Source organism: Ignavibacteriota bacterium (assembly GCA_016713565.1).
Lineage (GTDB): Bacteria > Bacteroidota > Ignavibacteria > Ignavibacteriales > Melioribacteraceae.
In genome coordinates this window covers 66,521-80,234 of sequence record JADJOX010000001.1, presented here as the reverse complement: position 1 = coordinate 80,234, position 13,714 = coordinate 66,521, and the positions used below count along the sequence as shown (strand labels likewise).

Sequence of the window (13,714 nt, the reverse complement as noted above, 5' to 3'; positions counted from 1 at the left end):
ATAGAAAATTTAATATAATTACTTTTTTGAAAATTATTTTTTTTATAAATCAAGAGTTTATTAAAAGTTTAAAACCAATACCGTGAACATTTACTATTTCAATGGAATTATCATCTTTTAAGTAATTTCTTAATTTTGTTATATAAACATCCATGCTTCGTGAAGTAAAATAATTATCATCTTTCCATATTTGCGGAAGCGCTTTTTCCCTTTCCACAGTTTGATTACTGTTTTCGCAAAGCAGCTTTAATAACTCATTTTCTTTGGATGTTAGAGAAATGGTTTTGTTATTTGTTTTCAACGTTCTTTTCCGGTAATCAAAAATATATTTCCCAATATTAAAAACAGCATCTTCATATATGACATTTTGTGATCTTTTAAGCACGGCATTAATTCTTAATATCAACTCTTCTGTATTGAACGGTTTTGTTATATAATCATCAGCTCCAATATTGAAACCTTCAATTTTATCCTTCAGCATCGACTTTGCCGTTAAGAAAATTATTGGAATATTTTTATTTATTGCTCGAATTTCTTTAGCCAAAGTAAATCCGTCTTTTCTCGGCATCATAACATCAAGAATGGATAAATCAAAATTATTCATTTTAAATTTCTCAATTCCCTCTTCACCATTTTTGCATAGTTCAACTTCGTAATTTTTTAATGATAAATATTCACTTAAAATATTTCCCAAATTCAAATCGTCTTCAACTAATAAAATTTTATACTTTTTCATTAATATATCTTTGGAAGATGAATGATAAATTTTGAACCTTTATTTTTTTCACTTTCTATAAATATTTTTCCCAAATGAGCTTCTATTATTTTTTTTACGGTACTTAAGCCGATTCCATTACCTTTTACATTATGAATATTTCCGGTTGGAATTCTGTAAAAAGTATCAAATATTTTTGAATGATATTTTTTATCCATGCCGATTCCATTGTCTTCGATTAGTATTTCAAATGTGGAGTTGCTGTTCATTGTTGAAATTTTAATTTCAGGAACATTTTCGTTATACTTTACTGCATTATCAATCAAATTGCTTATTGCATTTGAGAACTGCAGTTTATCGCAGTATAATTTTGAATCGGATGCACGTAAATCCAAATTTATTTTACCGTTCTTTTTATCTATAGTTAATTCAAATTTGCCGCAAACTTCTTTAATTATTTCATGCAGATCTTCAAGAGTTTTATTTAATGTAAATTTACTGCTTTCCAATTCAGCCGCAGATAAAATTGACTCAACCATATTAGTCAACCGCTGTGATTCATTTTTAATAATTGTCGAATATCTTTTCTTATCAATATCCGGTTCTTCATTTATAACATCTGCCGCGAGTGAAATTGTAGAGATTGGAGTTTTAAATTCATGTGTAATATTATTCAGCAGATCATTTTTTACTTCTGTTATTTTTTTTTGTCTTATTAACATTTTTATTGTCAAATAAAATAAAACAATAATGAGCGAAGTTAGAATTACCGAAAGAAGCAGCATCCACCAAATAGACTTAATTAAAAAAGACTGACGGTTATCAAAATGTAAGGAAATGAAATTTTGATTTTTAACAAAATCATTAGGGAACAAATTAATTTTATAGCTTGAATTTAAAGCGTCATTTTTATCAATAATATTTTTTGAATAAATAATACTGTCGTTATTTATAATTCCAAAACCAAAATCACTTTTTATTCCGTATTTAATTAATTCGTCATCAAGCAGTGAATCAATTTTCGATTCATTTATTCTATTTAAAATATTTTCTGATTTTTCCGAAAAAACCAAATCATTAAAAACATTTTCAATTATTTTGGTCTTTTTATGAATTAATGTATCAAGATTCCCATTCCATATAATTGTTTCTTGAACCGTGCTGTCTCCGTTAGCCGATAAATTTTTAACAACTTTCATAGTTGAGAAATTTGAATCATTCTTTCCCTCAACATTTACAGTTACTACGCTGCTGTCATCCGAATTAAAAACCAAAACATTATTCTTTAAATATTCTTTGTGCTTTACAATCTTCTTTTGTGTATTATTTTTGTCTTTGCCCAAATATATTTTATCATTTTGCGGTGAAATTATTTTAACCATAACTTCAGCCGTTTCTTTTGTTTCAATTTGCTTAACCAAATCGTTTAAGGCAAATCCAACATTTTTGTTGAACTTTTCTTCTTCCAATTTAAGCGCCAGCTTGATCCAAAAGAATTGAATTGCAATTAATCCAATTACGGCAAATGTAATAAGCGCTATTATAAATTTTAATGATTTTTCTTTCATGCTGTAAAGTTATTGTTAAGAAATCAAAATTGCTTGATTTTAACATTTTTTAACAAAAATTAAGAATCTTTTAACAATATTGAATTAATCAAAGCTTTATTTTGACGTTAGAATATTTTTTTAATAAATTCAATAACGAGGAGAAAATGAAAACAAAAGCAATATTCACAACTTTGTTAATTTTATTAACATTCAATTTTGTTTCGGGTCAAGATAAAAATATCAAAGAGAAATTAAACCAAATTAAAGAAGCAAAGAAAATTGTTGTAACAACTGATAAAGGCGACGTAATTTTTGAAGGCGATGAAGCCGAAAAATTACTGCAAAGAATGAAATCAAAGGATTTAAAGAAACGCATACAAATAATTTCTGATGATGATAAAATTATTACAGAAAATATTGAAGGATTGGAAGATGATAATGAAAATATTTTTTATATAAAATCTGATAGTTGTCATGGTAATATAATTGAACACAAAGGTAAAGGGAAAAGAGTTTTAATGTTCAAGAGTGACGATGGTGATTTTGATAAAATTGAGAAAACAAAAACGGTAAAGGTACAGGTTGAAGGCGCTGATGACGAAAAAACCGTTACTGTTACAACTAAAGAAAATGGTGAGGAAAATATTGAAGTTTATGAAGGCAAGGAAGCCGATGATTACTTGGATAAGATGAAAGACGGTGAAGATATGAAAATTGAAATTAATGAAGATGAAGATGGCGATTCAATGTCAATTTGGGTTGAAAAAGGTGATAGCGTAAAAAACAAAATCGAAAAAAATGTAAATGTGGAAGAAGAAAACGGAGTTAAAAAAGTAACGGTTAAAACCATAGAAAACGGTAAAGAAAAAGTGGAAACATTTGTTGGAGAGGAAGCTGAAAAATATCTTGAAAAAGAGAAAATTGATTCCAAAGGAAAAAAAGAGATTAGAAAAAAAATAATTGTAAAATAAACTCTCCTAATTACTGCTGGAATTTAGATAATTTCAGCAGTTTTATATAAAAAACTATTCGAAACATTTAATATTTTTTCTTTTTCCTCCGATTATTAACAATAGTTTTTCATGAGGGGGGAAATGAACAAGCTGAACGTTAAAAATTGGAGTATACTTGCCAAAATTCTAGCATTATCCTTAACTGCTATTATTCCTTTTACTTTATTCTTATTTATGGAAATTTTACCGCAATTCAGTAAATCCATGATGAATGATAAAGGTGAAAATATTAAGCAAGCCGTAGAAGTTGCTTATGGAATAATTCAAAATGTTTACAATGATTTTAAAAATAATACTTTAACAGAAGAAGAAGCAAAAAAGGAAGCAATTCATCAGATTCAAGCACTACGATTCGGCGAACAAAATTATTTTTGGATTAATGATGATTATCCCAAAATGATCGCACACCCTATAAAACCTGAATTAAACGGCAAATCACTTCGCGATATAAAGGATCCAAACGGTGTTTATTTATTTAATGAAATGGCAAAAGTTTGTAAATCTCAAGGAAGCGGATTTGTTGACTATTACTGGCCAAAACCAGGATATAATAAACCTGTACCAAAAATATCTTATGTAAAATATTTTAAAGAGTGGAATTGGGTTTTAGGCGCCGGAATTTATGTTGAAGATGTTGAAGTAGCAGTCTCAGAACTTACTTTACAAATATTTAAAATTTTCGGAATTCTCATTTTAATTTCATTAAGTTTTATTATCTTCAGCAGTATAAAAATTTCAAAGCCAATTAAAGAATTAACCAAAGCTGCTGAATCGCTAGCTACCGGGAAATCAAATGTAGAAGTAGAAATTAACACTCAAGATGAAATTGGAAAACTTGCTCGTAACTTCAACTTAATGAGCAGAAGTATTCAGCGGTCGATTGAAGAAATAAATCAGAAATCCAAAGAGGCTGAAGTAGCTGCAGAAAGAGCTCAAAACGCTCAGCAGGAATCTGAAGAAAAATCAGAATATCTTTCAAAAAGCGCAGTAATTATGTTAGACGCAATGGAAAAAGCAGCTAATGGTGATTTAACGACAACAATAAAAGCCCATAATGCCAATGATGATATCGGCAGACTTTTCGATGGTTTTAATTTAGTAGCAAAAAATATTAGTTCACTTTTATATAAAGTTAAAAATACAGCTAATACAAATACTTCTTTTACAAATGAAATATCAGCAACAATGGAACAAATGTCTGCCGGCGCGCTTGAACAAAGTAGTCAAGCAGAAGAAATAGCGACTGCAGTAGAGGAAATGACAAAAACAATTTTAGAGACCTCTCATAATTCAACTGCAGCATTTGAATCCTCGCTTAAATCAAATGAACGCGCTTTAGCAGGCTTAGGCAAGGTAAAAGAATCTAAATTAAAAATGCAAAAAATTGTTGATACCAATGAAATTACTTCAACAACCATTACTTCTTTGGCAAACAGAACAAGTCAAATTGGTAATGTAGCAAAAGTAATTAATGAAATTGCGGAACAGACAAATTTATTGGCATTGAACGCTGCAATTGAAGCAGCTAGAGCCGGTGAACAAGGCAGGGGTTTTGCGGTAGTTGCAGATGAAGTAAAAAAATTAGCAGAAAGAACATCTACAGCGACAAAGGAAATTGCGCAAACAATTAAAGAAGTTCAAAATGATGCTCAACTCGCAAATTCAGAGATGGTACATTCAAAAAGTGTTGTAAATGACGGGATGAAAAACATTGTTGAATTGGAAATATTGCTGGATGAAATAACTAAATTTGTAGAAGATGTAAAATCACAAATAGATCAAGTGGCAACCGCAAATGAAGAACTATCATCAACCGCGGAGCAAATTGGTAAAAATATTCATGGAATTTCTTCAGTTTCAAGTGAGAATTCTGAAGGGATACATCAAGTTTCTCAATCAATAACCGAATTGTTAAAAAGTTCTGAGTTGCTCTTAACTTTAGTTTCATCTTTTAAAGTAAACGATTTGGAAGAAACTCCTCAAGAATTTATAAGGAATAAAAAAATAAAATCCTACGCAACAGTTTGATTTCGCTCCTAAGTTAAAATAAAATCGGTTATCTATTAACCGATTTTATTTCATTTTCTAAAAATATTTAGTGTTATTTTTATTATAGTTTTTAACTTATCTAATTACAAAAATGATTGAAATTGTAAATCTTCATAAAATGTTCAGCGGTAAAAAAGTTTTAAATGGTATAAACCTGACAATTGAAGAAGGTGAAACAAGCGTAATAATAGGCAAAAGCGGAAGCGGTAAAAGCGTTTTACTTAAACATATTGTCGGTTTACTTTTTCCAGATCAAGGCTATATAAAAGTCGGCGGTAAGAAAGTCGATCCTAATAATCATAAAGAACTTTATGATATCCGAAGGAAATTCGGCTATTTATTTCAAGGCGCGGCGCTTTTTGATTCAATGACAGTTGGTGAAAATATTGCGTTACCAATAATCGAAAATGAATATAAAATAACCCAGAAAGATTTAGATATTAAAATTGAGAAAATGCTCGAATTAGTTAATTTGCCTAAAACGCAAAATCTGAAACCTTCCGAACTTTCAGGCGGAATGAAAAAAAGAGTCGGCTTAGCGAGAGCCTTAATAACCGAACCCGAATACATTTTATACGATGAACCGACAACAGGGTTAGATCCGATTATGTCGGATTCTATTGATGATCTGATAAAAAATTTAGCCGACCAATTAAAAGTAACTTCAATTGTTGTTACACATGATATGTTCAGCGTAAAAAATGTGGCTGATGAAATTGCGATGGTACACGAAGGAAAAATTTATTTTGAAGGCACACCGGAACAGCTTTTATCATCAAACGATAAAATTATTAAAGATTTTATTCACCGAACAGAAATTTAACAGATGTCAAAACAAACCATAAAATATATTTGTACAAACTGCGGATTTGAATCATTAAGATGGCTTGGCAAATGTCCAAACTGTGAAGAATGGAATTCATTTTCAGAAGAATTTGTTGAATCCAAAACAAAAAAATCTAAGCAAAAAGTAAGTGAAGAAAATATCTTCAAATTAAGCGAAATAAATTCTCAAGAAGATATAAGAATAAAAACTAATTTAAATGAATTCGACAGAGTTTTAGGCGGCGGTTTAATTATCGGTTCAGTTGTTTTAATCGGAGGCGACCCCGGAATTGGTAAGTCAACGTTGGTAATGCAAGCCGCATCCTCAATAAAATCAAAGGTATTATACGTAACGGGTGAGGAATCCGTTAAGCAAATAAATCTTAGAGCCAAAAGATTAAATGTAAACGAAGAAAGTATTTTTATTCTCTCTGAAACAAATCTTGATATTATAACTTCGGCAATAGATAAACTCAAACCGGAAGTTGTTATAATTGATTCAATCCAAACAACGTTTAAACCGGAATTTGATAATGCTCCGGGAACTGTTACACAAATACGTGAATGCACAAATTTTTTAATGCATCTTGCAAAAACACTAAACTTTTCCGTAATTCTAATAGGACACGTAACCAAAGAAGGATTTATCGCCGGACCAAAAGTGCTGGAACATATTGTAGATACTGTTCTTCAATTTGAAGGCGAAAAAAATTATTCTTACAGAATTTTACGCGCGCAGAAAAATAGATTCGGGAATACAAATGAGATCGGCATTTTCGAAATGCATGATAACGGCTTATCAGAAGTTAAAAACCCTAGTCAAATTTTCCTTGGTGAGAGAAATGAAAATGTAACCGGCGCTGTTGTTACATCAACAATAGAGGGATCGCGGCCAGTTTTGCTGGAAGTTCAAGCACTCGTTACTCCTACAAATTTCGGCAATCCGCAAAGAGTTACAACCGGTTTTGATTACCGGCGCTTATCAATATTGCTGGCTGTTTTGGAAAAAAGAGCTGGATTAAGATTATCAACATATAATGTATTTTTAAATATTGCCGGAGGATTAAAAATAGACGAACCTGCAATTGATTTGGCTGTTTGTGCCGCAGTTGTTTCCAGTTTGAAAAACCAAGCCGTGAAAAATAATTTTGTCGTACTCGGCGAAGTCGGCTTGGGTGGTGAGATCAGAAGTATAAGTCACATTGATAAAAGAATACAAGAAGCAGAAAAATTAGGATTTTCTAATATTTTAATTCCTCAAAATAATATCAAATCTAAAAAGTACAAAAGCAGTATAAATATTATTTCCGCGGAAGAACTTCAAGAAGCGATAAATTTGTTAATAGAGTAAGAGATTTATTAAATACTTTAGTTTAGTGAGCTTATCCTCAAAAAATTTAATGTATAAATAAAACACAGCAAAGTGAAGGTTAATGAAGTAAACTTTTTATTTATTCTGTAATAATTTATTTAATTATTTTCAAAAAAATGAGGAGATCTCATAATTAAGATCTCCGCAAAAAATTAAAGAATATACTTACTCAAATCACGGTTCTTAACAATATTATCCAGTTTCGCGTTAACCATTTCTCCGGTTATTGAAATTTTTCCTTCCGGCATTTTGTCCGGCACATCGAATAAAATATCTTCCAACAAAGTGGTTAATATTGTATGCAGTCGGCGCGCGCCAATATTTTCAACTTCTTCATTAACAATTGTGGCGGTTTTTGCAATTTCTTTAATAGCGCTGTCTTCAAAAACAATTTCAACTTCCTCGGTCTCTAAAAGCGCGGCATATTGTTTCAGCAATGCGTTTTGAGGAATTGTAAGAATTTTTATAAAATCGGCTTCGTTTAAACTTTTAAGCTCAACACGAATTGGAAATCTTCCTTGTAATTCGGGAATTAAATCCGAAGGTTTGGAAACATGAAATGCGCCTGAAGCTAAAAATAAAATATGATCAGTTTTAACCGGTCCATATTTTGTATTTACCGTTGAACCTTCCACAATTGGTAAAAGATCTCTTTGAACACCTTCTCGCGAAACATCAGGCCCATTATGCGCGCCTTTATTTCCGGCAATTTTATCTATTTCATCCAAAAAAATGATTCCGGTTTCTTCAACTCTTCTAACGGCTTCTTTCTGCACATTATCCATGTCAATTAATTTCTGCGCTTCTTCTTGCGCCATTATTGTTCTGGCTTCTTTTATTGTAGTCTTTCTCTTCTTTTTCTTTTTGGGAATCATACTTCCAATTATTTCTTGAATGTTCATTCCCATATCATCCATGCCAAATGGTCCTACAACCTGCATTCCCATTGCGGCAGTTGTGGTATCGAACTCAATCAGTTTATCGTCAAGCTCACCTTTTTTGAGTTTTTCACGCATCCATTCCCGGGTTTTTTCATTTCTAACAATTTCTTCATTTTCGCCGTTATCAATTTCATTGTTTGATTTAACGGTTGTTCTAACCGGAGGAATAAGTAAATCGAGAATTTTTTCTTCAGTTAATTTGTCGGCTTTTTCTTTCACCAATTCAGTTTGTTCGGATTTTACCATATTAACCGCAAGCTCTGTTAAATCTCTTATCATTGATTCAACATCTCTTCCAACGTAACCAACTTCGGTAAATTTAGAAGCTTCAACTTTGTAGAAAGGAGCGCCAGTTAATTTTGCCAATCTTCTTGCTATTTCAGTTTTTCCAACTCCGGTAGGTCCGATCATTATAATATTGTTTGGCATTATTTCTTCTTTTAAACCTTCTGTAACCTGCTGTCTTCTCCATCTATTTCTAAGTGCAATTGCAACAGCGCGTTTTGCTTCATCTTGTCCGATTATATATTTATTTAATTCTGTAACAATTTGCGACGGTGTTAAATTTTTCATTTTATCTTTTTTCACTATTTATTTCCCTATTGTTTCAACGTTAATTTTATCATTTGTATAAATGCATATTTCTGAAGCAACTTTTAATGCTTCTTTTACAATTTCATCAGCTGGCAAGTTACTGTATTTTACCAGCATTTTTGCTGCCGATAAAGCATACATTCCTCCGGAACCAATTGCAATAATTTTATCGTCCGGTTCTATTACATCACCAGTTCCGGAAACAACAAAAGTTTTTTCTGAAGAAACTACCGCCAATAATGCTTCAAGCTTTCTTAAATATTTATCGGTTCTCCAATCCTTGGCCAATTCAACAACCGCTCTTTCAACATTTCCTCTATATTGATCCAACTTTTCTTCAAATTTACCAAGAAGTGTAAATGCGTCTGCGGCAGATCCCGCAAAACCAACCAACACTTTTCCATCGAGTAATTTTCTAATTTTCATTGAATTATGTTTCATAACTGTATTGCCAAGTGTAACTTGTCCGTCTCCTCCAAGTGCCGCAACTCCACTGTGAATTACGCCTAAGACCGTTGTTGATCTAATTTTTCTTTCCAATTTTATCTCCAATTCTATATCAAAAATATCTCCGCGGAACATTATCCTCGGACGTTAAATTTCTCTTTTAATAAACTTTATAATGGTTCTTTTTGTTTTTGTTCCAACTTTTCTTTCCAATTGTAAAAAGGCGAAACGTATGGAAATGCAAGCATTGAACCGCCAAAACCCATATATCTTATAACCATCATTTGCAGATTATTTAATTTCATTGAGTTTAGTAATTTTTCATTTATTGTGACGCCGTACTTTTCAGCAAGTTCTACGGTTTTGTTCTCTAATTTATCTAAAGTTTCCTTGTACAAAATGTTTTCTTTGTTTTTTTCTTCGGCTTCATTACCTGAATTTTCAATTTTTAATTCTTTTTTATCTACAAGTTTAAATAATGAATATTTTCCTTCAATTTGCAAAGGACCGAATACATCGCCAATTTCCATGGACGAAACAACTTTACCAATTTCTCCCAGCTCAATTGCAGATAAATATTCCGATTCTCCAGAATTAAATTTTTCATCTTTTCGCTGCGAATGAACTTTTGCAAATTGTTTCAAATCTTCGGTATTGTCGGCAATCGACAGCGCCTTTTGTATTATTTCCAAAGAGTCGCTTAACACTTCAACAATTTTAAGTTTGGTTTCAAACAGATTTGCTTCACTTGTTGATTTTACTTCAGAACTTTCAAATTCCTTTTTGGTTTCCAAAACAATATCTTTTCTAAAGAGTGTTGATAGATAATTTGCTTTCCACATTTCCGTTGAAGATTTTACCTCGTCTGCATTTTGCAGACCAAGTTCATAACCGTAGCGTGTCAGCAATTCCATTTCTATTTGTCTTTTAACTCTTTGATTCAAATGCTCGGCAATATAATTTATATCGGAAGAATATGCATAGAAACCTTCGAACATGAATAAATTCAAAAAATCATTCAATGTCATTGGGTTTTTATCAAACTTTATAAAATTTTTTTTTAATGAATCGGGGCTCAACGAATTTTTGAATTTTATAAAATCATCATCTCCAATTTGAATTTTTTGATTTTCGGCAACGCTGTCTCTGTTCTTTACATATTCAACAAGTTTTTGCAGCGAATCGGCTGTATACCAAAAAAGATTTCCATCGGTAATAACTCTTTTGTTTTTGAAAAAACTATTCCAGAAAGAATCATATAACGAATCTTCGGTTCTGTTTTTTACAGTTTTTTCAACTAGCGAAACTCTTTCGTCAATCGATTTATATTCCGCGCCGGAAATATTTAACAATCTAAAAATATACCAGCCGTCTGGAGACTCCTGCGGTTTTGTAAATTCATTTTTCTTTAAAGCAAAAATAGCCGTTTCCGGTTCAATTGCCATTTTACCATAAGTGACTTCATATGGTTCTTTAACAAATTCAACATTTTTAATAAGCGCGGCTGTTGAATCATAATTTTTCGAATTTAATTGTATCTGATAAGCCGAATCTATTGCTTCTTTATTTTGCGAATAAATATAATCAACAAAGTATTTTTTATTTGCCAGAATTAAACCTTCTGAAAACTTTTTATTATTCAGTTCAACTTTACTTTTAATTTCCTTTTTATAAACCGCGTCGCGCACATTCATTTTTTCCATTGGTACATAATTCATCTTCATCGAAATTGAAGAATCATAGCCTAATTTTTCCGCTTCAATTGCCATAAGTTTTTCGGCAATTAATGTATATAATAATTCTTCTTTTGCTTTTTGAATTCCCTTTTCGGAATTTTTTCTTTTAATCTGCGGCGATAATTCAAATCTGTTTTTAAATTCATCCGCCGTAATTACTTTTTCACCAACCTTAGCCAAAACTTCATCTTTTTTTTGTGAATGTATATTTATGGAAAGGGCAAAAAGCAGAACTATGAAATTAATTTTTTTCATAAAGGAATTTTAGAATTTAGTTTAAATGGATTTGGAAAAATTTTAGGTACAGAAAGTTTATATTTACGGTATGCCTCGCCATATTTTTTAATCAGGTTTTTTTCTTCATAATGTGAACCGACATAAAAATAAATTACTATGTTTATAAAAAATATCAAATAAAAAAGATCCATATAAGGTCTAAATCCCAGAACTATAATTGTAAAAAAATAAATTGGATGACGTGAAAATTTAAAAGGTCCTTTAATTATCAAATCATGATCTTCATCTAAATTCTCGGCATCATATGTATTTTGAAAATATCTTTTAATTTGATTTAACCCGATAAACTCTTTTAAGTTTATGAATGATGATGCCCAAAACAAACCAATAATACCAACAAATTGAACGGTAAAAATAAACAGATCGTAAGGAAATTGTAAGTCGTAAATTTTTACTTCAGGTTTGGGTGAAATGTAATAAATTGCGGCAAAAATAATAAATGAATTTATGTTATAAAAAAATCTGTAAAATGCGATCTTTGTTCCAACTTTTTCCGCAATTTTTTTCTTTAAATTAAATGCCGCTAAAATTGAATGAGATAGCGCGAAAAGAAAAAATAATAAAGTAATAATTAGAGCATCAAATACATAATTCATAAAAATCGGCTTTGATCAAAACTTAAAAATATTATTGTAGATTCCATTTAAAATCATTAGCAATAGAGATAAATAAAAGTCAGGTATATAAATCCAAAATAGGCATTCAAAATTAGTCTATCGCAATTCTTTACGTAAACGAGCAACTGGAATTTGCAATTGTTCGCGATATTTTGCAACGGTTCTTCTAGCGATATGAATTCCTTTATCGACAAGAATTTTGGCGATTTTTTCATCACTGTAAGGTTTGCCTTTAGGTTCGGAATCACAAATTTCTTTTATCAGAATTCTAATATGCTTGTTTGAAACTTCATCTCCGTCATCTGTTGAAAGTCCTTCGCTGAAGAAATATTTCAACTCATGAATTCCAACCGGACTTTGAACATACTTTCCGTTTACAACTCTTGAAATTGTTGAAATATCCATCATTATTTCATCTGCAATATCTTTATAGATCATAGGTTTTAAGAATTTGGGACCGCCTTCAAAAAACTCATATTGTTTTTCAAAAATTGAACGCATGATCTTCATCAATGTTTCTCTTCTTTGCTGTATTGAAGCGATGAACCATTTAGCGGATTCAAATTTTTCTCTTAAAAATTGATGTGTTTCCTTTTCACGAGGCGTTACTTTTCTTTTTCTTTTTTTACCGTCAATCATTTCCAAATATGTTGAACTTATCGTTACTGATGGCATACTTTTATCGTTTAATGTAATAATATAATCTTCATCAACTTTTTCAATAATAAAATCCGGAGTAATTTGATTTGCTTCTTCCGATTCGAGCGCTCCGGCTCCGGGTTTAGGATTTAGTTTATGAATTAAATCCAAAGTTGATTTTAATGTTTCACGCGAAAGATTCATTTTTGTTTGAATTGCGTCGAATCTTTTATTAACAAAATCAGTATAATTTTCGCTCAATATTTTTTCTGCAAGATAAGAATAATAAGGATCGTAAGATGAATTTCTGATTTGTATCAATAAACATTCCTGCAAATCTCTTGCGGCAATACCAATCGGATCGAATAATTGTATCATGCTTAGAACTTTTTGCGCGTCTTCCAAAGTAACATCAATGTGTTCAAAAAGTTTAAGATCATCAACAATTTTTGAAAGGTCTTCTCTAAAATATCCGTCTTTAGATAAACTTCCGATTATAACTTCACCCAAAATAATTTGATGTTCGGGCAATTTTAAAATATGGAGTTGATCTAATAATCTTTCTGTCTGGGAAATTTTTGCTGGCGCAATAGGTCGGTTATCTTCATCATCCGGACTTTTATTTATTCTATCATTATCCAAATCGCCGTCGTTCATATAATCTTCGGCATCAAACTCATCATCGCCGCTTATTTCAATTTCATCTTCTTGTTCATCTTTATCGTCGGAGTTTTCTTCCTGTTCCTGCGTTAGTTCAATTTCATCTTCCAAAGTTTCTTCCAAAATAGGATTTAATTCCAATTCTGTTTTAATTCTTTGCTCAAGAGCCAGGGTATTTAACTGCAATAATTTTTGATATTGAATTTGCTGAGGAGATAATTTTTGCTGTAGTGAGAGTTTTTGCTGCAAAGATAACATA

General features: G+C 31.0%; 11 protein-coding genes. 4 read left to right on the top strand and 7 right to left on the bottom strand.

Going from position 1 to position 13,714, the window contains the following annotated elements; translation table 11 throughout:
* Positions 1-49 precede the first annotated feature (49 nt).
* A complete protein-coding gene (locus IPK06_00390) occupies positions 50-736 on the bottom strand; it encodes a response regulator transcription factor (GenBank protein MBK7978480.1) in 687 nt (228 codons plus the stop codon).
* Entirely contained in the window at positions 736-2,283 is a 1,548-nt protein-coding gene (locus IPK06_00385; protein MBK7978479.1) for a HAMP domain-containing histidine kinase, read from the bottom strand. Before IPK06_00385 ends, IPK06_00390 begins: the two co-directional genes overlap by 1 nt.
* Before the next feature lie 146 nt (positions 2,284-2,429).
* Here IPK06_00385 and IPK06_00380 point away from each other — a divergent pair, with 146 nt between their 5' ends.
* The 4 genes from IPK06_00380 (at position 2,430) to radA (ending at position 7,503) form a co-directional block, all read left to right on the top strand.
* A complete protein-coding gene (locus tag IPK06_00380) occupies positions 2,430-3,236 on the top strand; it encodes a hypothetical protein (GenBank protein MBK7978478.1) in 807 nt (268 codons plus the stop codon).
* A gap of 123 nt (positions 3,237-3,359) precedes the next feature.
* Complete coding sequence (locus tag IPK06_00375; GenBank protein MBK7978477.1) at positions 3,360-5,306, top strand: cache domain-containing protein; 1,947 nt, start codon at positions 3,360-3,362, stop codon at positions 5,304-5,306.
* A gap of 112 nt (positions 5,307-5,418) precedes the next feature.
* Positions 5,419-6,150: an ATP-binding cassette domain-containing protein gene (locus IPK06_00370; protein MBK7978476.1), complete on the top strand. Its 732-nt coding sequence runs from the start codon at positions 5,419-5,421 to the stop codon at positions 6,148-6,150.
* A gap of 3 nt (positions 6,151-6,153) precedes the next feature.
* A complete protein-coding gene (radA, locus tag IPK06_00365; protein MBK7978475.1) occupies positions 6,154-7,503 on the top strand; it encodes a DNA repair protein RadA in 1,350 nt (449 codons plus the stop codon).
* Between the two features lie 173 nt (positions 7,504-7,676).
* On the opposite strand, the gene hslU is transcribed toward radA, so the two are convergent.
* The 5 genes from hslU to rpoN form a co-directional block, all read right to left on the bottom strand.
* Complete coding sequence (gene hslU / locus IPK06_00360) at positions 7,677-9,038, bottom strand: ATP-dependent protease ATPase subunit HslU (protein ID MBK7978474.1); 1,362 nt, start codon at positions 9,036-9,038, stop codon at positions 7,677-7,679.
* Between the two features lie 18 nt (positions 9,039-9,056).
* Positions 9,057-9,641 (bottom strand): ATP-dependent protease subunit HslV, encoded by a 585-nt coding sequence (hslV, locus tag IPK06_00355; protein MBK7978473.1) that lies wholly within the window; start codon positions 9,639-9,641, stop codon positions 9,057-9,059.
* Positions 9,642-9,676: 35 nt separating this feature from the next.
* On the bottom strand, positions 9,677-11,497 hold the full coding sequence (locus IPK06_00350) for a peptidyl-prolyl cis-trans isomerase (protein ID MBK7978472.1): 1,821 nt from the start codon (positions 11,495-11,497) through the stop codon (positions 9,677-9,679).
* Positions 11,494-12,135, bottom strand: a complete 642-nt coding sequence (locus IPK06_00345; protein ID MBK7978471.1) for a hypothetical protein — start codon at positions 12,133-12,135, stop codon at positions 11,494-11,496. The genes IPK06_00350 and IPK06_00345 overlap by 4 nt, the downstream gene beginning before the upstream one ends.
* A gap of 117 nt (positions 12,136-12,252) precedes the next feature.
* Positions 12,253-13,713: an RNA polymerase factor sigma-54 gene (gene rpoN, locus IPK06_00340; GenBank protein ID MBK7978470.1), complete on the bottom strand. Its 1,461-nt coding sequence runs from the start codon at positions 13,711-13,713 to the stop codon at positions 12,253-12,255.
* Position 13,714: the final 1 nt, after the last annotated feature.